Raw genomic sequence first — 23393 nt, 5'->3', positions numbered from 1 at the left:
AAATGGCTAATAGAATCGCCAAAATGGCTAATAGAATCGCCAAAATGGCTAATAGAATCGCCAAAATGGCTAATAGAATCGCCAAAATGGCTAATAGAATCGCCAAAATGGCTAATAGAATCGCCAAAATGGCTAATAGAACTTCCGAACCCGATGATAGAGTCCGCTGTAATAACTTAGGATTCAATGATGCTTGATGAAAGTAAATTTCCTAAAGAAATTTCATTTAAAAAAGCCTGTACTTAGTAAGTCAGGCTTTTTTAAATATGCTTATTCTTCATGTCGATTAACTATCCTTACTCCGTAAATACCACCGGCAATATTCCCTTTGCCAGATGCAAATTTTACTTCAATTTTTGTTTTACCTTTAGTGATCTCAAGTGGAATTTCATAGCTTATATCAAAAAGATGATCGGAGTTGTTTCCTCCAAGGTTTTGCTCGGCAATTTTTGTACCATCTATTAAAATATCAAAGTTTCTTTCATAGAGTTTTCCATCAAGAAATATAGTTCTATCATTTCCGAAGTACGTAACAAGCAAATACATTTGTGAATCGGCTTCTACCGCCATTTCGTAGCTAAAAAATCCTTCATCGCGACAATCGCGCCATCTACTCTCCGCAACATTTAAATACCCTGAGTTAGAGTTGCTAGATTTGATTCCGTGTTCTACTTCGGGTTGTTGTTCCCCAGGCTGAACAAAATCAACCGTCATTTTCCTCAATCTATCATTATGCTCTTTTTCCTCATCTACGAATAACTTGTAAGCTTCCTCGTCTAGTACATTCCAGTATAATGTGTATCGTTGATGGTGTAATTCATAAAAAGGAATAAGTTTTACTTTTACATTTCCTGGTTGTCCAATAGCATCGGTTTCAAATGTTAATGAATCCTCATCTACGCGTCTTACCCATTCATTTAGAATGTTCTTATCTGCAACAAGGTTTGGAACGTCAATCAGCGGATGATTGTTTAGTTTTAAATGATCGTCCAATATATCACTTTCTGGAAAATTCTCTTTTCCAAGCGCTCCTGCAAGTACAACTGGTCCAAACAAAATCCCGACTTTATTTGGGTCATCTTTTGCGGTATACGTGTGTAGATTCATCGGAAGAATTATTTCAACAGAATCTCCCTTTGCCCAACTTCTCTTAAGTGTGACGTATCCATTGTTAGGAACAGCATTCACTTTTTCTCCATTCACCAGAATGGAAATGTCATCTGATAGCCAATAAGGAACCCGAATATGGACCTGTTTCAATTGAGGGTCAACTTTGTCAAATTGCAACAATACTTTCTCACAGTTTGGGAATTGAGTTTCTTGTTTTAAAATAATTCCCTCGTCATTACTCTTCCATTCCGAACTAATAAATAAGTTAACAAATACTTCGTCATTATTATGAAAATAAATATTTCTATTATATAGAGTCGGATTTTCCATCCCTGTTCCAGTGCAACACCAAAAGGAATTTTCTGCTGAACAATATACTTTAAAATGTCCGGGCTGCGAAGAAATAAAATATGTTTTCATGCCTGAATCCGGGTCTTGAGACGCTAAAATATGGTTGTATAACGCTTTTTCATAGAAATCCATGTATTCGGCTTTTTGTTCCCAACGATATAAAATTTCTGTCAGCTTGAGCATATTGTATGTATTACATGTTTCCGTCGTCTGAATACCAAGTTTTTCTTGACCGACAGGACCAAAATGTTCATTTATACTATTTCCACCTATTATATAAGAGCGAAATTTAGTTACCTCATTCCAAAAGAATTCTGCCATTGCTCTATATTTTTCATCGCCTGTGATCTCATAAAGCTTGGCTGCCCCTATGACTTTTGGAATTTGTGTATTTGCATGCTTCCCTTCTAGATCGTCAATCCCGTTTGCCAAAGGTTGTAAAATCGCATCATGACAGAAACGAATAGCAAGTTCAAGGTAATCCTGATTTTTTGTGATTGTATACAAATCCGCCATTGCTTCATTCATCCCGCCATGCTCGCAAATAAGCATTCTCTGGAATTGCTCATCACTTAAGTGATCCGTTCCTCTTTTCGCCCAATCCGCTAATTTAATTACTACTTCAAGTGCCCTTTCATTCCCAACTAATGAATACACATCAATTAATCCGGCGTAAATTTTGTGAATACTATACCATGGCACCCAGCTGTTTCCTAAGCTAAAGTGCCCTACTTCAAACTCACCAGAAAATACTTGGTCAAAACACCTACGTGGAAATCCACTTACATAGCCTTCTGGATCAAGCCTTTGAACATACTCCAATTCATTCACTGCATAATTAATTTTTTCTAGCAATCGCTCATCCTTTGTGACCACATACATGGCCGCAGCAGCAGATAACCAATGACCAATCGAGTGCCCCGCAATTTGCGTTGCTTCCCAACCTCCGTAACGGGGCATCTTTGGTTCCTGATTTTGTGCTTCATAGCACGGAGCAATCAACCGATCTACATCGAGAAAAGACAAATACTCCTTCCCTTTTTCCTGTGAATCTTTAAAAATACCATTGAGCAATTTTACATTTCGCATTGATAATCACCTTTATTTTATAATCGCTTACATTAATTTAAATATTAGCACATCAAAAGTTGTACGTATATGTTTTCATGTATAAAATATCGCGTCGTTATTGGTGACAAGCAAAAGTTCTGAAAAGCAAAATAGCGGCTCAGGTTAATTGACATCGAGCCGATAGAGCCTGGAACTAGAAAATGAAAACTTTCGTTCAAAATACCGCTGTATAAATTTTTTTATTTTCTTATCATATTAAAAAGCCTGCACCTACATGCAAGCTATCAGTCATATTTCATTATTAGCAATCCAGCATTATTCTACAGATGTTTGTGGAACCTTTTAGGATATGGCTTAAAGGATAGTAATTGTTTAGGTTTAGGAAATAACTCCCCCGTTTACAAGCAAAAAATTTATATTCATTTTATTTTAAGAGCAACATTGGAATAAACCGAATGATAAAAAATGAATTCTCGGTTTTCGTAATGATGTTTAATTTCATTTTTAATTAATTGCCTAATATTCATTTTCATGTATTCATTGTATCTTACGTAAATAGAGTAATTGGAAGGTGGTAAATCTTTTAATGAGTCTAATTTGAATTCAATAAATCCTTCTCCATTTTCTTTTATCGTAATTGGTAAAACATAATCGTAATGAGCATTTTTCAAGTCACGAATCAATACTTCTGTTATGGAGTGTGCGTCATCACCGTATGCAAGAAAGTGAAGGATGTATTGGTTTCCTTGACAATAATGTTGTTTAAAGATGAAAAATATGGGCATCGGAATATATTTATATTTTTCTTCAAGAAATGGAATAACAAGATAAGGTTTATCATTTTTTATTACCACTTCTTTTACTTTCATAGTTTTTTCCCATTCCAACAGTTGCGTTACTTCTTTATACCTGCGTTCACGAATCAATTCATAAATTACTTTGTGAATCGGCTGTAAAAAATTCTCAGTAAAATCATATGCTAATTTATTTGCTGTCTTTAAAATTTGTTTGTATTTATAAAAGTACAGCAATTTTAATTTTGTATTTTGAAAATGTGGTGTCGTAAAAAGTCGTCTTGTTAAATCATATTCATAGATTCGGTTCACAATCATTTTTTCAATTTCAATATCAAGTTTTCGATTTAAAATGTAACGGACTACTTGTAAATTATAATTTGATTTTTGTAAAATATTTGTTTGATTTGTTAAACGGGTTTTTTTCGTATCATTCAAGCGATTTACATAGTAAATCGGCTTTGTCGTCGTTGAGATTGTTTTACAACTTGTTAGTACGTCAATAAAAAATTGTTTATCTTCCGCAAATTTCATCTCGGGGAACTGAATCTGCTGCTCTTTAATAAAACTAGTTCGGATCATTCTTGCAGTAGGACCAAGATGGTGAAATATATGCGGGATGGAAATAGGAGATACTCTTCTTCTTTCTTTACAGGATTGGTGTTCACCAACTACTTGAGTTCCTACATTATCCACTCTAATTGTTTTCCCCACAACATATGGGTCACCTGTTTCTTCTAAAATCTCATAAAGTATTTGTAAACCATTCGGATCGAGCCAGTCGTCCGCATCTAAAAAAGTGATATAAGGCGAAGTTGCTAATTCCACTCCAATATTTCGCGGACGAGCTGGAGTACCTGAATTACAATCTAACGAAACCACGATAACATTATCGTGGATTTTTCCAAAATCGTTTAAAATTTCTTTTGATCGATCCGTTGAACAATCATCAATTAATATGTATTCGATATTTTGAAAGCCAAGCGTTTGATTCATAACAGATTCAATTGACTTTTTTAAAAATGTTTCCCCATTATAAACAGGAGTAATGACAGTAACCAAATAATTACTCTCTTTAATCTCTGAGTGCTTATGAATAGTATAGGTTGGTTGTTTTTTGGAATTATATATTTTTTTTAATAAGGTAGTATCCAATAATTTGTATTTACGGATCATGTCATGACGTCATTCCTTTAAAATCTCTATGAAAGACAATAATTGACTTATCCGTTATATTGGTCCAAAAAGAATTAAATTATTCTTTACTCATAAACTTAAAATTGAGGATTAAATAACTTCATTTCACCTTGTTTAAAGGCGGATGAAAAATGACATCCGCCAACTCATTTTCTAAAAACTGTAGAAAGAAGCGAAATGTTGATTTCGTTATATTCTACTCCTCAATGAAATAATTCGTAAGTGCACCAAGTTTTTCAATTTCAACTGTCACCACGTCGCCTGGCTGAAGGTAGTGTTGCTCGTCTTCTGGATATCCCATGACGACGCCCTCTGGTGTTCCTGTTAAAATGATGTCCCCCGGTTCTAGTGTCATGTGCTGCGAGATATAGCTGACAATTTCAGCGCAGTTAAAAATCATATCTGATGTATTAGAATCTTGCCGTAACTCACCATTTACATACGTTTTTAATGAAAGATTATTAGGATCTCCAACTTCATCTGCTGTTACTAGGAAAGGTCCTATTGGGCTGAATTTATCGCATGACTTTCCGAGCAGCCATTGAGGGGTTCTTAATTGCAAGTCTCGTGCAGACAAATCGTTCACCGTGCAATAGCCAAAAACATGATCCAATGATTTATCTATATTTACGTATTTTGCTTTTTTTCCAATGACGATTCCGAGTTCAACCTCGTAATCTAGTTTTTCAGTAACTTTTGGAACTGGTATTTCATCTCTATGTCCAGTTAACGTATTATCAAATTTATTAAATAAAATAGGAACTTCCGGATAAGGAGCGTTCGTTTCGTCAGCATGTTTTCTATAATTCAATCCTACACAGATGATTTTATGAGGTCGTGTAACACATGGCCCCCATGTAATTTCATCCTCATTTACAAAAACAGCCTTATTTTCGCTAATAGAATAATCAATAAGATCCTGGAGTTTGGACACTTCCTCTTTAAAGCCAGAAATTACATCCATTATATCTGTTTTGATATCAAAATTAATTCCATTTTTAACAGAAGCGGTTATGTCCAAAATTCCTTGCTCTGTTTTTACGCCAAGCTTATGTAATCCTTGATCATAAAACGTTAAAAGCTTCATTGTTTTTCTCCTCTCATGATTAAGCTATTTTTCCAATTAGGAAGCGAAAAGCTGATATTTCCACCATTCCGCTTCCTAGATTTTTCTAAGTGCATTAACCAATCCTACATTCCGTCAACACTTTATCCGTAAACTTACATCCTAAACCGGGTTCTTCCGGTAACGTATAGTAACCATTCACCACTTTAATGGGATTCTCCCAAATATCAGCAATCGATTCGTAGCAATATTCAACCATAGGAACATTTGACGAAGCTGCCGCTAGCTGGACATGTAATTTTTGCTGAACATTTGTATGTGGAATGACTTCAAGATTATAACAACGGGCAAGTGCAGCGACATCCAACCATTCGTCAATTCCTGATAGTTTCGTAGCATCCGCTTGAACAATATCAACTGCACCCATCTCGATATAATCACGGAAATCATATTTCGTATAAATTGTTTCCCCAACGGCAATCGGCAAGTCCAACGTACGCGCCAATTCGGCATGAGCTTTTTTATCAAATGGGTTCATCGGTTCTTCCAACCAATACACGTCAAATTCCTCAAACTTTCGTCCCCAAACGATTGATGTTTTTAAGTCCCAAACGGTATTGACATCTACCATTAATTTTATGTTATCGCCAATTGCTTTTCGGACTGCCTTCACTCTTTCATAATCTTCTCTCGGATCAGGCAAACCGACCTTCATTTTTACTGCATCAAATCCTCGCTCAATTAAAGCGGTCATATCTCTAATCAATTCATCTTGCGTCACTTGCAGCCAGCCGCCATCTGTGTTATATGCCTTCACCTTATCTTTAACAGGCCCTAAATATTTCCATAACGGCATGTTAGCCACCTTCAATTTTATATCCCATAAAGCCATCTCAACTGCACATAATCCAACTCTTGTCACTCCAACTTGTCCAATAAAATGATTCGTGAAATGGAGCTCTCGTAAAATATTCTTATACATAAGCGGATCTTTCCCAATCAATTTAGGTGCATATGTATCATCGATAATTGCCTGGACAGCTCTTGTCCCTTTCGTATAGTTCCAGTTAAATCCCCAGCCACTTATTCCTTCATCTGTATCAACCCGGATAGCAATAAATTCAACACCCTCAAGCCTTGTTTGTGAATCTGTAATCGCACGTTGCTTTAAAGGCACATCAAGTAAGTACGTTTCAACATGAGTAATCTTCATTTAAATTCCTCCTTTGGTTAACGCTTACAATATTTAATGCATATGAATTTTTTAAAACGATAAGGACTGTGATTTCCATTAATGTTTTCCAGTCATCCCCTATATATAATATTCTTCATGACTTACTAGAATCCTTGATAATTTCTGATTTTTATATAAAAAGTTTTATATATGTAGAACAATGTCGTCGAGGCGCCTCTAACTATTAAGCTAAATCTACTAGGAGTCCAAATTGTACTCTTAAAACAAGTGCATGGAAAAAACATTCGGGTTACTTAACATCACATTAAGTTAAGTAAAAGAAAGAAGCTGTACGAAAGGTCGTTGAACCTGAACCTTTTGATAGTCTACGTTCCTTGGATATAGATAAAAATTACATAACTAAATGACTTTAAGAAATACTAAACATGGAGGTGAATAACGTGTCGAAAAGAAAAGCTGACCCATCCACAATCGGTTTAGGCTCATCACAAACGATGGCCCAAGGAACGACAACAAGGGAAACTGGAGTTAAAAAGGATTCAACTAGAAAGAAAAATAAGTAGGCGTTTTTTAAATGTTGTAATACTTAAATAAGCCAAACATGCAGAAATATTTCCCACCTGTTTGGTTTTTTGCTAATGAATGATAAGTTTCCTTTACTTCATGTCGACCGCATTTGATTTTAAAAAAACATGCTGTTCCCCCACCCAGAGAAACAGCATGTTTACCTTTAATCTTTCTTTCGCACCATGATATTCATCCCTAAAATAATCAATATCAAAACAACATTCAGACACAGTGACATCACAACTAGAACGTACTGGGCCGAGTCTGATTCAACCCAAAATAACAAAATGAAACTGGATAGTGCAAAAAAGACAGAGAGTTTGAATATTATTTTGCTAAAGTGACCAATTTCCATTCCGGGATCCTTTCTGCATGGTGGCATGCGACTAAATCGTCTCCGTGAAAGTCTAATTTTGGTTGTACCAAAACGCATGTTTCATCTGCATAAGGGCATCTTGGATTAAAGGCGCAGCCGCTTGGCGGGTTGGAAATACTCGGCATTTCCAAACTTTTTAATGGCAATTCCCTTTTTCCTTTTGCCACTTTTGGATCTGGTACTGGAACAGCGGTTAGCAAAGCTTGTAAATATGGGTGTCTTGGAGCTGCTAACACGTTTCTTACACTTCCAAGCTCAACAATTTTACCTAAATACATGACTGCCAATCGACCATTTTTTGCTATATACCTGGCAGTTGCTAAATCGTGGGTGATGTATACAAAGGCAATTCCCATTTCCTTATTTAACTTTGCCATTAGATTTAAGATTGATAGCCTAAGAGAAACGTCAACCATGGAAACAGGTTCGTCTGCTACGATAAGCTTGGGATTTAGCGAAATCGCTCTTGCCATTAACACGCGCTGCCTCTGCCCCCCACTAAGCTGATGCGGATATTTTTCCAAAAACTGTTCTGGTGGTGTTAATTCAACGGTTCTCAACAACTCGCACACTTTTTCATGTGCAGCCTTTTTTCCCTTTACAATTTTATTTTGCAAGATGGGGGCTGATAATGATTGAAAAATTGTTTTTGCCGGATTTAATGCTGCATAAGAGTCTTGTTGAACTAGCTGAACACTAGAGCGATATTCGGCAAATTCCGCTTTATTCATCGACCAAACATTTTTACCTTTATAAAATAGTTCTCCTTTAGTTGGTTTTTGTAAGCCTGTCAACACCTTTCCTAAAGTCGTTTTCCCGCAGCCGCTTTCACCGACGAGAGCGACAATCTCCCCAGAATCAAAACTTAAATTCACATCAACCATCGCAGGAATCGTATGTTTAACTCCATCTGTTTTTCCTTCAAATATGACACTGACATCGTTAAGCTGTAATAAATGGCTCATTTAGTTCACACTTCCCATCTCAACAGCATGATGAAGATGACATGCCGTTAAATGATTCTCTCCGACATCTTCCATTGGTGGAGTAACCTGCTTGCATATATCTTTTGCAAATTGACATCGTGGATGAAACGCGCAACCTGAAGGTAAATTTAGAAGGTCTGGAGGTGACCCGCCAATCGGGACGGTATGCTCCAAATCCTCCAACAAAGAAGGAGCTGCCTTAATTAAACCTGCCGTATATGGATGTTTCGAATTCGTAAAGATTTCAAAAATATCTCCAACCTCTACTAATTTCCCAGCATACATAACCCCGATTCGATCTGCCACTTTTGCAACAACTGATATGTCATGAGACAAAAGCAACATCGTGATAGCCAATTCTTCATGGATTTTCAACAATATATCAAATATATAATCTTGCGTAATGACATCAAGTGCCGTTGTTGGTTCATCCAAAATGACCAAATCTGGATCTAATAAAAGACTAAATGCAATCATAACCCTCTGTTTCATACCTCCACTGAGTTCATGCGGATAGGATTCAAAAACTCGTTTCGGTTCAAGTCTTACATATTCTAATAATTGGGCTGCTTTTGCTAAAATTTCTTTTTCAGGTGCCTTTTTATGTGCCAGATATGTTTCGATGAATTGCTCTTTTATTTTGACAACTGGATTCAGTGAATTTTGGGCGGCTTGAAAAACCATCGATACGTTGCTCCATCGATATTGCTGCAAAGCTCTTTGTTTCATCTTTAAAATATTTTCACCGTTCATATTGATCGACCCATTACTAATAACTCCCGGGGAAGAAACCATTTTTAATATGGCTGATGCAAGCGTTGATTTGCCGCTGCCACTTTCACCGACTAAGGCGGTTACTTTTCCTTTTGGGATATCCAATGAAACATTGTCCACTGCTCGAATGGTTCCTCTTTTTAACTTAAACTCAACCGATAGATTACGAATTTCTACTAGATTTTCTTCCATCATGCATTCCCCCTCAACCTAGGATTTAACGCTTCATCTAATCCATTCGCGAAGAAGATGGCTCCTAATTGGAAAAGGGCTAGACAAACAATCGGTGAGAGAACATAAATATATCCATTAGGATTAAATATTCCACCAGTTTGAGATATAGCTAATGAGAGCATTTGCCCCCAGTTGGTTGGAGAGTATGGAGCCAATCCGAGCATCATCAATCCAACACTTCCTACAATCGCTCCACGCATAATTAATACAAAGTTAATGGCAAGATAGGAGACGATATTGGGCATCAATTCTTTAAAGACAATATGAGGCAAACTTAAATTCATCACCCTGCAGATGACGATAAAGTCCCTTTCTTTTAAGGAAATGACTTGGGAACGAACAGCACGGGTCAATCCTGGCCAACTCCAAGCACTTAATACTAGAGCAAAACTGATTGGATCTCTTATTGAAAGGATGGCTGCCAGCATGATAAAAATCGGGAATGATGGGATTGTTAAAAATAAGTTTGTTATAAGCATGATGCCAGTATCTACTTTCCCGCCAATCAACCCTGAAATCATTCCTAGTAAGGATCCAAAAATCATTGTAATCACTGCGGTAAGAAACCCAATTGTAATAACTTCCTTCGAGCCATGAACTAGCTGTGTCCATGTGTCCCTCCCACCGTAATCGGTACCTAGCCAATGATCCCAAGTAGGTCCTGAATAACGATTTTCGTAATCCACGCCCATATCAAGCTTGAAAATGAACGGTCCGACGGTAGCCATTAAGAAGAAAAAGATGAGAATAATCAACCCAACTAATGATCGTCTATTACCACATATGATTTTGAAAAAATCAACAGTTCTCTGCATGATCATCACTCCTCTACCTTAATCCGCGGATCTAATTTGGAGTAAATTAAGTCAGATATTAAATTGGCAACGACCATTGTAATCGCGATGAATAATAGGATTCCTTGCATAACCGTATAATCACGTTGCTTTGTCGCTTCTGCCATATAGTAGCCAATCCCTGGGTATTGGAATAAATTTTCAATGAGGATGGCACCTCCAAGCATTGCACCTAAAGCTACTGCTAGTTGCGTAACGAGTGGGATAATCGCATTCTTTTTTACATATCGATCCATAATTCTTGACTCGGAAATTCCCCTCGCTCTTGCTGCTTCCACATAATCCTCACCTAAAACTCCAATTGCACTCCCCTTCATCATTAAGGCCCAACCGCCAATTAAGGTGATGACATACGTTAAAATTGGCAATGAGGCATAATACACAACACTTAAAAGAAACGGAAGGTTGAATCCGGGAGTAAGATAGAAATCATACGCTCCATTAATCGGAAACCATCCTAATCCATAAGCGAAAATAATCAGCAAAATAATGGCGAAAATAAAATCAGGAACAGCGTTTGTGACAACTGAGTACAACGAAACAATCGGCTCCAAGATAGAATTTCGCTTCCACGCCATTTTTACCCCTAAAAAAATTCCAACGACAAAGCTAATAAGCAGCGAAACACTTGACACAAATAGGGTCCAAGGCAAAGCTTTCGCAATAATTTCGTTTACCGACAGTCCCTGATTGACCATCGAGTAGCCGAGATTCCCGTGAGCAAGACCAGAAACGTAACGAACAAATTGTCGGTAGATCGGTTCAAGCGGATTATAATTTATCATTCTAGCAATTCGCTCATACGCATCGGTCAATGATATATTGTATTGAATCGAATATTCCCTTGCCCACTGATCAATCGCATTTCCAGGTGTCAATCTTAGTAATAAAAAGGTCAATACCGTTGCGAGTACAATCGTAATCGCTGCCGTTCCCACTCTTTTTAAAACGATCTTTACGGTCATGCTTTATCCCTCCTTATTCAATGCACCTTCGAGGCTTTTATCACTTCCGATTTTCTATTATCTAGGAGCATATCGTCCTTCTACAAATGGCGTTATTCCTGAAAAACCTTGGTTCAGGTCGGCGACTTCTTGTAAGTCCTCTCGGACAGTTGTGACTGGCATATCGCGATCATATTTTTCAATTTCATCTGCACGAGGCCATCCCTTTACCGTTTTTAAATTAGCCCAAGCACCTGTTACATTTTGGAAGAGTACCATACCCATTGCATTTTCATTTGTAATCCACGCCAGCTTTGACAAAGCCTCTTTCTGCTCTTCAACTGAATTCATATATGGGATATCTCTAAGCATCTGATCAATGTCGATGACTTTTCCATCAGGACCCGGAAGATGTAAATTTAATCGATTTTGTTTTTCCCCGGATTCATACCTCGGTAAATGACCCATTTGTCCTAGTCCCCACCAATAATAATTACGCATAGAATTCCACGGAAACATGAAGCCCCAAGAGACATCTACCCAGTCCATTGACATATCGTATTTTCCTTTATCTTTTGCTGCATTATCAAAATAGACCGTCCCGTCAACGGCAATCAGCTTAGTTGGCAAGCCAAATTCCGTTAATTGCTCGGCCGCTACTTGCCCCGGAATTGGGCCGTTTTGCCAGCCGCCATTTACACCGATAATGAATTCATGAACCTTACCTTCAGGATCACGCCAAACTCCATTTGATCCTTTTGTCCAACCTAAATTCGTTAATATTTCTGCGGCTTTTTCAGGATTATACGTAAACTTTTCCATTTGATTTCGAATTTCAGGAGTAATCCAGTTATCAAATTCAGATTGCGGCATCCCTGCCATCGAGACGTCCGATTCTTGACCGTAATAATTTCCTATTTCACGGATTTTTTTCCGATCTAAGGCGTATACAATCGCTTTTCTGAAATCTTTATTATCAAATGGCGGACGATCTAGGTTAAACACCATTCCGACAGATGCCGGATCAAGCATTTTGTAATGGGCAATGTCTTTATTCAGCTTTAATATAGATTCAATGATGTCACGTGGAGGAGTCCCATCAAACCAATCCACATTTCCTGATCTGACAAGGGCAAATCCAGCGGAAGGATCTGGACCAGGGTTTTTAATTGTTATTTTATCGAAATGAATATTCTCGACGTTCCAGTAGTTTGGATTTTTTTCCAATAACATATCGGAAGACGTTACTTTTTTAACCATAAAAGGACCTGTACCGACCGGGAAATTTGGTCCCGCTTTTAAAAAGTCGCGCCAGTTCTCATCCATTGCCTCACGAATTTCATCCTTAATTTCTAATCCAAACGGACCTTCCTTGTTTGGCTCTGTAAAGGGCTTGGCCTTTTTTAGAAGTTCGGCAGCCTTATCGACATACTTGTGATAAAGATGATAAGGAATTGTTCCGTGCCCATCCTGACCAATGAACAATTGCTTCATATGCTCAGCAGGTGATGGATTACGCCAATTGAATACAATTGTCAGCTCATCAACTGCTTCAACACTCTCTAAATATTTTGTCACTTCAGCCCCATTATTCAATGTGTAATAAGCCCATACATCCTTGCTTGTAAAAGGCTCCCCATCTTGCCATTTCACACCAGGTTTGATTTTTACAATCGTTTTATTTCCTTGGTGCTCGAGGGATTCTGCAAGCCTAAAATACTGTTTATCTGTAAATCTTACATTTTGAAATAATCCTTCAAATACAAATGGATAAGCAGCCCCTACGCCCCCATTGGCAAAGTTATTCCCTTGAAACAAAGGCGGCTTTGGCCAACCACCACTTTGCCTCCATACGGTTTCTCGCTTTCCATCTTTTCCAGATTGGCAGCCACTTAAAAACAATCCGATAAGTAAAAGACTTGCAAATAGGTAGATTAATGGTTTTCTCCTTCGCATCTTCAAATCGCCCCCCTACTTACGTTTTTTCTTACAAATAAGAGGATAACTAGGTAAAACGCTTTCAAAATCAATTTATTCAAGGCTGTCCTCCTTTCAAAATATTTGTATAGTAATTGTATACACGTAATGACATAAAAATTTCAGAATTATAAAAATACTCATTAGGGCCTATTCGTTTCTTCCTATATTTTAAAACGAACAAAATTACCTCCTATTCACAAGACAAAAAAAACACTCCACCGTAACTAGTGAAGTGTTTTTAATAGGATTCAGTCTGATTATCAATTTTTCTGAGAATATTCTATATAACTAATTAACTGCTTCGCATACTTTTCGTCTATGTGTTTGCCCGATGACTGTTCAACTCGTTTGATCACTTGCTCCAATTTTTTATTACCATTATCTTCAAAATGCTTCGCTTTTACTTCATTTCCTGCATTATGGAATTGTTCCATTTTTTCAAAGTCCCTCTTTGCGTTATCCAACTGGGCAAATAATGACTCACGAATCTCTGGATTCACAACAAAATGTTGGATAAGCTTATGAATCATTTCTTCCACCCTTGGGATATCGCCGTCACCATAATACGTTTGAATTTCCTCTTCTGATAAAACGAGGCCGTCGTAAATAAGCAGTTCGTCCATAAGTCCTTTATATGGAAGATCCCAATAATTAACTCCTAATCCGAAAGTGGCATTTGTAGTCGTAAACACATTCGGGAAGCCGACTCCTGAAAACTTCTTTATACCATTTACATATACATTTATTTTTCCTTCATCTACCGTGAACGTGATATTAGACCACTGATTCTTTGGTATCTGCATTCCAGTAACTGCATCATACCAAGCCGATCCTGACCAGACCATCGTCTCAGCACGAACTGGCCCTTTAGGTACAATACTCACCCAGCTATCGGTCGTTCTAGCACCGAAGAAAGTTGTCGTAAAGTCAGTAAGTTGTTCTGGGTTCAGCCAAAGAGATACGGAATATTGATTACTTGAGATCAATCCGTTTGGCAGTCTAATTCCAGAAGCTCCGTCAAAAATGGCAGCTTGTCCGGAAATCCCAGTTCCATACGATATTTTTCCTCCTTTTTTATCAATTCGATCTCCAGTAGGCATTCCTGCTCCCACGTTTTTAGTACGATCAGATAAGTCATGTTCAAATGTATAATGAGCAACTAGCATCGGCAGCTTTTCAGCAAGAACAATAACCGTAAATGTTTTTGTAGCTGTTGCCCCACCTTTTGTAACAGTAGCCGTTAATGTGACAGTTGCATTCTCCTCCCCAACAGCAGGTCGATTTACAATTCCTTGTTCCGATATGATTTCAGGGTTGGAGGAATGCCATGAAATTTCTGTGCCTCGTGCACCCTCTGTAGGCAATTCTAGGTTAGAAATAACAGCGTTTGTATCTCCTAAATCTAATTGGTTTTTAACAATTTCCACGATTTCTTCATCTGTTCGCTCAATTGTTTTAATTCCCCAAATTGACATTCCTTCGTTCGATAATGCTGTAAAGGTTAAACCGACTTTTCCAGCAACAGAGTTCCATTGACGCAAAAATACTCCATTATATGTTTTCCCATCAATATTGATCGTTGCATTATAATCATCTGACAGTTCCCAGGAACCATTTACTCCTGAAATTGTGCCGTCGTTATTTAATGTGATTGTAATGGCTTTTTTGAGATTTTGGGAAATATCTTTTCCGTGATTAATAAATTGATAATCTCCGATAATCTCTTCTCTATTCACCTTTTCAAGTTTTTCACCTGTATAACGGTAAGGTGCAGCAACTGGCCAGCCATCCTCATTAATAAATAATTGGTGTACTCGGACCTCGTGTGTTTCCCCTCGTTGCGGGAATCGTGTATGGAATACTAAAAATTGTTTTCCGATTTTCTCGTCATAAAAGACAGAATTATGTCCAGGCGATAAATATCCATAACCAATGCCAGTACCAGGATCCCCTACATTTCTCTCAAACAAAAAGTGGCCCATTATTTTATTGCCATAAGGAGAGTGGTCGACATTTCCTGGTAAAACAGCGTTTTGTCCTATTGCATCTACATACGGACCTGTTGGGTTCTTCGATCTAAACACCCTCATATTATACTCACCATCTGAGGCAAGCCATCCGGTAGTGACGTACAAATAATAGTATTTCATTTTTTGATCATACACGACATATGGTCCTTCACCTGACTTACCGAAGCCACCAGATATTTTCGTTCCGAAATAGCGATCAATCAATCTTCCATCAGCCGTTGTTCCGTCTTGACCAGGGTAAATGGCTCTACCTGTTGCCTTATCAATCTCAAGGATAAAAATCCCTCCAGACCATGAGCCATAGGTCATCCATAGTTTTCCACTCTCGTCGTAAAAAAGATTCGCATCGATTGCATTCGGGAACGTTCCATTATTATACGAGCCATTACTATTAAACCAACCCGATCTTGTGCCTGTAAGCGTGCCATCAGCAATCAAATCTTTAATATTCGTATTATCCCATTTTTTATTAATGACACTATTCGCATCATACGCCTCATCTCTAGTAAAACCAGAATACACAATCGTATCAACATACGTATATGGTCCCTCAATATTTTTGGAAACGGCGTACCCAATGGCGGAACGGATATACGTGGAAGAAGTGCTGTAATACATCATATAAGTACCTTTTGTTCCATCTTTATTGATATAATGCTCATTCCAAAAGATCTCAGGTGCCCAAACCGCAAAACCGCCTTTACTATCAGAATCATTTTCACCTGCCCATTTAAATGATTCAGCGAGATTAGCTGATAGATCTCCATAAAGTGCGTTGCCCGGAGTTCTATACCCATTCGTAAAACGAGTCCAACTCATTAAATCTTTTGACTTTGCAGCCTCAATATGGGTTCCGAACACATAGTACATATCGCCTTCTTTGATGATAGAAGGATCATGAACTGATACATTGTTAAACACTGGATCTTCACCTTCGATTTGGTTGGTTTTCGTTTCCTCTCCCATTACACTGCTTGGAATGATTAATAAAAGGATAAGGAAAACAAGCATCAGTTTATGTACTGATTTTTTATTCATAGTAAATCTCCTTTTATGTTATGTGATTTTGTAGCTTCTTTGAGATAGGTTGTGAGAGTGATATGACTGGAGAAGTTATATAAAAGGAGGAGGAATTCCTCCTCCCTTTGCAAGATTATTTTTTCAAACGAATAACGTTCCAAGACAGTTTTGGCAGGGTAGCTGTTACTCGACCATTATCATTAGTCGCATCGCCATTATTGTGAGGAGCAACTGCTTGGGAAGTTGCGGTATTGACTTGTTTTAAATCATCATTTTCAAGAACGATATGCTCTACAACTTTATAACCTTCAAAGTTACGAATATCACATTCTAGTAATAATCGATCATCAAGGTCACGGTTAACAGCAAATATCGTAAGTTCTTCATTTTCTTCGTTATATACGGCTGTCGTATCAAGAACAGGAACATCTGTAAAATCTTTACTATCATATTTCGGACTAGATACGATAGGATTCAATACAACACCTCTTCCATATTTAGATGCATGCATATACGGATAGAAGATTGTTTGTTTCCAAGCAGGACCGCCAGTTTCCGTCATGATTGGCGCAATAACATTGACAAGTTGAGCCATACAAGCAATTTTTACACGGTCCGCATGCTTTAATAGAGTAATGAGCATTGATCCTACTAGTAAAGCATCTTCGAAATTATAAATATCTTCAAGTTGAGGCGGTGCAATTGTCCAAGGCTCGATTTTACGGTCAGCTGCATTGGAATGATACCAAACATTCCACTCGTCGAATGAAAGGTTAATTGTCTTTTTGCTATGTTTTTTAGCTTTAATATAGTCGGCAATTGAAATAACGGATTTAATAAAATCATCCATTTCAAGTGGCAAAGCAAGATAATTGGCTACATCGTTGGAACGATTACCATAGTATTGGTGAAGGGAAATAAATTCAACGTTTTCATACGTATGGTCGAGAACAGTTGCTTCCCAATCCGCAAATGTAGGCATTTTACGATGCGAGCTTCCGCAAGCGACTAACTCGATCGACGGATCGACAAGCTTCATTACCTTCGCGGTTTCATTTGCTAATCTTCCGTATTCATGTGCCGTTTTATGACCAATTTGCCATGGACCGTCCATTTCATTTCCGAGACACCATGTTTTAATTTTATGAGGCTCTTTGTAGCCATGAGAAATACGCAAATCACTGTAGTATGTACCTGATGGATGATTACAGTATTCAAGTAGGTTCCTAGCTTCTTCTATTCCCCTCGTTCCTAGATTAACTGCCATGTTCACTTCTGCATTTACAAGCTTTGCCCAATCAACGAATTCATTTGTACCAAGTTCATTCGTTTCAATCGTACGCCATGCAAGCTCTAAACGGCGAGGGCGATCTTCTTTCGGTCCAACACCATCCTCCCAGTTATAACCGGATACAAAGTTTCCACCTGGGTAACGAATTAATGGAACATCTATTTCTTTTACAAGTTCAATAACATCCTTACGAAAACCATTTTCATCAGCCTCTGGATGATCTGGCTCATAAATTCCCCCATAAACAGCTCGTCCAAGATGCTCTACGAAAGAACCATATATTCGCTTATCTACCTCTGACACTTTAAAATCCTTTTCAACAATCATACTTGCCTTTTTAGTACTCATTTTTTTCATCCTCTCTTTTTTACTTGCAAGACTCGTGGGCGCGCTTCACGCCCCGAGCCATTTTGAACCTTGTGGATATGGACAAGTGCTTTCTTTCAGCCTTGCTCTGTAGTGAATAAGACTTCCGCTATGCATACAAGTTGTTTCATATTGTAGGGAAGGACAGCTTTTACACATGTTGAGTCGTTTTTCAAATACGTCTTCTGAAACAATTTTTCTTCCATCTTTTTCAGCATCCTGTATTAGTTCTTGCAATACTTCCTTTGAGACAATGACACTATGGGTACAGCCTTTACAAATACTCATCTAACGCTCTCTTATTCTACTGCCAATACAACGACAGACATTGGAGGCAATGTGACAGATAAGGATTGTCCTTCTTTTTTAGCATTCGTAAATTCAACTGGTTTTACATTTTCAGGCTGCTCGAATGTGTTATGGGCATTCATTTGATCCGTCGTTAAAATTCGTCCCTTTATAGTTGCTGAAGACAAATCGAATCCACGTAGATCGATATCAACATCTGATTGGTTTTGATGGTCTAGATTACATAAACTTATATGAATTTTTCCATCGGCATCTTTTGAAGCAGAAACCGTAACTTGTGGTAAAGCCTCTCCGTCAAGTTCATAATTACCAAAGGACGAATCAACAGCTAATAATGAAGCGTCATGATGAACCTTAAACATTTCAAATACATGATATGTCGGCGTTAGAAGCATCTTCTCGCCTTCAGTTAAGATCATTGCCTGTAATACGTTAATCGTTTGGGCGATATTTGCCATTTGGACACGATCCGCATGAGCGTGGAAAATATTAAAATGGATTCCTGCTACAAGAGCATCACGAATCGTATTTTGCTGATAAAGGAAACCTGGGTTTGTACCTGGTTCAGGATCATACCATGTGCCCCATTCGTCGATAATCAAGCCGACTCTTTTCGCCGGATCATATTTGTCCATTATTGTGCTATGATTCCTGATGAGCGTATCCATATGAAGTGCTTTCTTCAATGTCGTAAACCATTCACTTTCAGGGAAATCCGTTGCTGACCCTTTACCCGTCCAAAATTCACCCGGGATAGTGTAATAATGAAGGCTTAGTCCATCCATCATCCAATGTGCATTCTTCATTAACACTTCTGTCCAATTATAGTCTGCAACATTTGCCCCGCCCGCAATCTTATAAATTCGGTTATCTCCGTAATTACGTACATACGTCTGATAACGGCGGTATAGATCTGCATAATATTCTGGGCGCATATTACCTCCGCAACCCCAGTTTTCATTTCCAACACCAAAATATTTCAATTTCCAAGGCTCATCGCGGCCATTTTCTTTACGCAAATTAGCCATTGGGGATTCCCCATCAAATGTCATATATTCAACCCATTCAGACATTTCTTGTACGGTACCGCTTCCAACATTTCCGCAAATATACGGTTCCGTTTCAAGCATTTCACAAAGCATCATAAACTCATGTGTTCCGAAGTGATTATTTTCTACAACTCCACCCCAGTGCGTGTTGATCATGCGTTTTCGATTTTCACGCGGACCAATCCCATCTTTCCAATGATATTCATCTGCAAAGCAGCCGCCCGGCCAACGTAAAACGGGGATGTTTAAATTTTTCAAAGCTTCAAGCACGTCTTCTCGTATTCCATTCGTATTCGGAATCGGAGAATCCTCTCCCACCCAAATACCTTCGTATATCCCTCTGCCCAAATGCTCAGCAAAATGACCGTAAATATTTTTATTAATTTTCGCTTTTTCTACATCTGCGTTAATAATGACGTTGTTTCCCATTGATTTCTCCTTTTCGAAAACATTTTGTTTTAAAGTATTTCATTTCTCAATGATTGTTTCATTCACACGGAAATAATCAAAATCAACGAATCCATTACTCGTTTTCGTTGCATAATTAAATAATGCAAATCGATATCCCATAAAATGCGGGATCGTATATTTCATCTGTAGAGGCTTTCCAATCGAATGCCATTCCACTTCATTCAGACTGTAATAGAAATAAGCTTGATCTATCATATTTTTAAAATCAAAATCTACTTTAAAATAGACTCGATTACTTGTGATAGGAATTATTTCTATTTCTTGTTCTTGTTTGGAATTGCCCAAAACCATCACGATACACTTTTCATTACTAGTTGCTTTGACACCAACAAATCCATAGTTTTCTTGTAATGCCGCAAGTCCCGCCAAGTCCCCGTCTTTCATATGGTTAATCTCTAAAGCAACTTGACCTGAACATTCTGGTCCAAATGTTCTTTGGGTTAATACGTTTCTAGTATCAAGGAGGCTGTCGCTTAATCTTCCATTTTTAAGTCTTAAATAACCTGGTCGTTCCGACAATGACCACAATGCAGGATCTGGGTTATGGTTCCACTGCCATACAAGTGGGAGTTTTAATCCTTTATCTTGTAAAACTTCAATATTTGCTAGATACGTAGGATTTTGCTTCTCTAATGCTTGATCAAACTCATCTGACGATACAATGGCTGGTATGACTCTATTTGAGGAACCATGTTTTACGTCATGAATATTTTTATGTATTGGCCAGCCATCTTCCCATTCAACAGGAACGATGAAAGGTGTTCGCCCTACTGCCCCACAATCCTGAAATAACATCGCATACCAATCTCCATCGAACGTATCCACTATCCCACCTTGTGCAATACCTGCGTCATCTAAAGCGATTCTGCCTTCATATACACCGTCAATGCTGTCTGATCTAAACATTAATTGCGTGCGCCCTTCTCCCTTTGGCCAAGTAATGAGAAAGACATAATACATTCCATTAATCTTTTGAATATGGGCTCCTTCAGCAGGCAACCCAACATTCGGCCCTGCAATCAAGCTAGCATTCGGGATAATGACTTTATTGAGCCCGCCATCTTTTATCGCAGTGGCATCGGAAGTAAGTTCAATCACCTTAATATCGCCGCCACCATAAATCATGTATACATGTCCCTCGTCAAAAAGCAGGGACATGTCATGATATACACCATTAAGAGATGATTTTTTCCATTTACCATTCTCAATATTATCTGTTTGAAAAATAAACGTTTTGTCGGCACTAAAGGAAGCTACTGCCAAATAGAAAGTATCGTTATGAAATCGAAGACTACTTGCCCAAGATCCTAATCCATACTCATTTTTGCCATTGTTCAGGAGTTGTTCATCATTTTCTTCCAAAATATCATATACGTAATTAACGATTTCCCATTGAATAAGATCACTAGATTTCATAACGGGAACTCCCGGATTCATATGCATCGTCGTACTCGACATGTAATAAGCATCGCCAACTCTAATGACATCGATGTCGGGTACATCCGCCCAGATAATTGGATTTTCGATATTTACCTTGACACTCTGATAAGCTTGTTTTTCCATACTTAATACCCTCACCTCCAATATATTTGATAGATAACTTTAATCTGGGGAATGGAACATATTATTCTGGTTACTTTTTACTTCTTCATGGACATTATTTATACAAAAGGTCATTCCATCGAAGCTCATTTTGGAATGCATGTGTATTTGTTTCGTTGTTAATTAAAACAGATTCGATTCCAAGTAGCTCAGCCAGATCCTTTAATTGCTCAGGTGTAACGATGTACGAGAAGCCCGAGTGATGGGCCCCACCAGCCATAATCCAATTTTCAGCCCCTTGGCTAAGAGATGGTTGCGGCTTCCAAAGAACACGAGCAACTGGTAACTTAGGCATTTCTTTTTCTACTTTTACAGCATCTACTTCGTTAATCACTAATCGGAAACGATGTCCTAAGTCAATGATTGACGCATTCACTGCATGCCCACTCGCTCCATTGAACACAAATCGAGCCGGATCTTCTCTATCACCAATTCCGAGTGGATGCACTTCTATTGTTGGTTTTGTCTCGGCAATCGTTGGGCAAACTTCTAGCATATGGGATCCAAGAACCATTTCATTACCTGGCTCAAAATGGTATGTGTAATCCTCCATAAAGGAAGTGCCTTTTCCGTTTGCAACGATTTTCATTAAGCGTACGAGAGCTGCTGTTTTCCAGTCTCCTTCACCAGCAAATCCATAGCCTTGTTCCATTAAACGCTGAACGGCAAGACCAGGAAGTTGCTTCATTCCATGCAAATCTTCAAATGTCGTAGTAAATGCTGTATATCCGCCATCCTCTAAAAATGATTTCAACGCAATTTCAATTTTAGCTTGGTAACGAATAGCATCTCGAATTGAACCTTCTTGCTTGCCTTCTTCGTCAATATTGTACTGATCTTCATACATCGTCATAAGTTCATCTACTTGTTGTTCAGTTACTGAGTTGATTCTCTCTACTAAATCACCAATCCCATAACCATTCACAGTCCAACCTAGTTGAATCTGAGCTTCTACCTTGTCACCTTCAGTAACAGCCACTTGGCGCATATTGTCTCCAAAACGAGCGACCTTCAAGTTCTGACTTTCATTAAAAGCAACCGCAGTCCCCATCCATCCGCCAATACGCTTACGCACATCTTCGCTTTCCCAGTGCCCAACAACCACTTTTCGAGTTACATTCATTCTTGCACCGATAAAACCATATTCACGGTCACCGTGCGCAGACTGATTTAAGTTCATAAAATCCATATCAATACTATCCCAAGGAATATCACGATTGTATTGCGTATGTAAGTGGAGAAGTGGTTTTTTCAATGCTTTTAACCCAGCGATCCACATTTTTGCTGGTGAAAAAGTGTGCATCCACGTAATAATACCTGCGCATTTTTCATCTGCATTTGCCTCTAAAAACAATCTACGAATCGCATCAGACTCCTTTACTACTGATTTAAAAACTACTTTGTAAGGAACTGAGTCATCACTATCAATACCAGCAGCCATTGTTTTTGAGTGCTCCTCAACTTGTACAAGAACATCCTCACCGTAAAGCAACTGACTCCCAGTAACAAACCAAAACTCATAGTCTCTAGTTTTTAACATATACTTCACCCTTTCTAGTATGTGTGAGTGCTTGTTTCAAAAATTCATTTAAAAATATCACCAAATCTTTTTTAGATCTCACCAATTAACTTTAAAACCTTAACAATTTCTGATCTGATAGATGTTTGATAATCTATTAGCTGATTTTATTGGTCTATTAGATGTATTGTTAATCCTATTAGATGCTTTCATGACTCTATTAGACGTTTTGCAATT

At 38.1% G+C, this 23393-nt stretch carries 17 protein-coding genes; 1 reads left to right on the top strand and 16 read right to left on the bottom strand.

The window, feature by feature from the left end:
- The 5 genes from MT489_RS08610 to MT489_RS08590 form a co-directional block, all read right to left on the bottom strand.
- A partial coding sequence (locus MT489_RS08610; protein WP_244681125.1) for a hypothetical protein occupies positions 1 to 187 on the bottom strand: 187 nt, incomplete at its 3' end.
- Positions 188 to 270: 83 nt separating this feature from the next.
- Entirely contained in the window at positions 271 to 2550 is a 2280-nt protein-coding gene (locus MT489_RS08605) for a beta-L-arabinofuranosidase domain-containing protein (RefSeq protein WP_244681124.1), read from the bottom strand.
- Between the two features lie 401 nt (positions 2551 to 2951).
- Positions 2952 to 4502, bottom strand: coding sequence for a glycosyltransferase family 2 protein (locus tag MT489_RS08600; protein ID WP_244681123.1), 1551 nt, complete (start codon positions 4500 to 4502; stop codon positions 2952 to 2954).
- Positions 4503 to 4719: 217 nt separating this feature from the next.
- Positions 4720 to 5610, bottom strand: coding sequence for a fumarylacetoacetate hydrolase family protein (locus tag MT489_RS08595; RefSeq protein ID WP_244681122.1), 891 nt, complete (start codon positions 5608 to 5610; stop codon positions 4720 to 4722).
- Positions 5611 to 5704: 94 nt separating this feature from the next.
- Positions 5705 to 6802, bottom strand: a complete 1098-nt coding sequence (locus tag MT489_RS08590; RefSeq protein WP_244681121.1) for a mandelate racemase/muconate lactonizing enzyme family protein — start codon at positions 6800 to 6802, stop codon at positions 5705 to 5707.
- Positions 6803 to 7224: 422 nt separating this feature from the next.
- Between MT489_RS08590 and MT489_RS08585 the strand changes: the two genes are divergently transcribed.
- A complete protein-coding gene (locus tag MT489_RS08585; protein ID WP_244681120.1) occupies positions 7225 to 7347 on the top strand; it encodes a YuzL family protein in 123 nt (40 codons plus the stop codon).
- Positions 7348 to 7678: 331 nt separating this feature from the next.
- Here MT489_RS08585 and MT489_RS08580 read toward each other — a convergent pair whose 3' ends face one another.
- The 11 genes from MT489_RS08580 to araA form a co-directional block, all read right to left on the bottom strand.
- A complete protein-coding gene (locus MT489_RS08580; RefSeq protein WP_244681119.1) occupies positions 7679 to 8692 on the bottom strand; it encodes an ABC transporter ATP-binding protein in 1014 nt (337 codons plus the stop codon).
- Entirely contained in the window at positions 8693 to 9679 is a 987-nt protein-coding gene (locus MT489_RS08575) for an ABC transporter ATP-binding protein (protein WP_244681118.1), read from the bottom strand.
- Entirely contained in the window at positions 9679 to 10536 is an 858-nt protein-coding gene (locus MT489_RS08570; RefSeq protein WP_244681117.1) for an ABC transporter permease, read from the bottom strand. Before MT489_RS08570 ends, MT489_RS08575 begins: the two co-directional genes overlap by 1 nt.
- A gap of 5 nt (positions 10537 to 10541) precedes the next feature.
- The gene (locus MT489_RS08565) at positions 10542 to 11540 is read right to left on the bottom strand and encodes an ABC transporter permease (RefSeq protein WP_244681116.1); all 999 of its coding nucleotides are present in this window, start codon (positions 11538 to 11540) and stop codon (positions 10542 to 10544) included.
- Positions 11541 to 11597: 57 nt separating this feature from the next.
- Complete coding sequence (locus MT489_RS08560; RefSeq protein ID WP_244681115.1) at positions 11598 to 13475, bottom strand: ABC transporter substrate-binding protein; 1878 nt, start codon at positions 13473 to 13475, stop codon at positions 11598 to 11600.
- A 284-nt stretch (positions 13476 to 13759) separates the two neighbouring features.
- Positions 13760 to 16567 (bottom strand): lipocalin-like domain-containing protein, encoded by a 2808-nt coding sequence (locus MT489_RS08555; protein WP_244681114.1) that lies wholly within the window; start codon positions 16565 to 16567, stop codon positions 13760 to 13762.
- A gap of 115 nt (positions 16568 to 16682) precedes the next feature.
- A complete protein-coding gene (arfA, locus tag MT489_RS08550; RefSeq protein ID WP_244681113.1) occupies positions 16683 to 18188 on the bottom strand; it encodes an arabinosylfuranosidase ArfA in 1506 nt (501 codons plus the stop codon).
- Between the two features lie 45 nt (positions 18189 to 18233).
- Entirely contained in the window at positions 18234 to 18494 is a 261-nt protein-coding gene (locus MT489_RS08545) for a DUF6171 family protein (protein WP_244681112.1), read from the bottom strand.
- Between the two features lie 11 nt (positions 18495 to 18505).
- On the bottom strand, positions 18506 to 19993 hold the full coding sequence (locus MT489_RS08540) for an alpha-N-arabinofuranosidase (protein WP_244681111.1): 1488 nt from the start codon (positions 19991 to 19993) through the stop codon (positions 18506 to 18508).
- A 39-nt stretch (positions 19994 to 20032) separates the two neighbouring features.
- On the bottom strand, positions 20033 to 21598 hold the full coding sequence (locus MT489_RS08535; RefSeq protein ID WP_244681110.1) for a glycoside hydrolase family 43 protein: 1566 nt from the start codon (positions 21596 to 21598) through the stop codon (positions 20033 to 20035).
- A gap of 94 nt (positions 21599 to 21692) precedes the next feature.
- Positions 21693 to 23177 carry an L-arabinose isomerase gene (gene araA / locus MT489_RS08530; protein ID WP_244681109.1) on the bottom strand — a complete coding sequence of 495 codons (1485 nt, stop codon included), beginning with the start codon at positions 23175 to 23177 and terminating at the stop codon, positions 21693 to 21695.
- Positions 23178 to 23393 lie beyond the last annotated feature (216 nt).

The organism is Lederbergia wuyishanensis (genome assembly GCF_022900255.1).
Classification (GTDB): domain Bacteria; phylum Bacillota; class Bacilli; order Bacillales; family Bacillaceae_C; genus Lederbergia; species Lederbergia wuyishanensis.
This window is presented reverse-complemented; position numbering and strand designations above follow the sequence as displayed.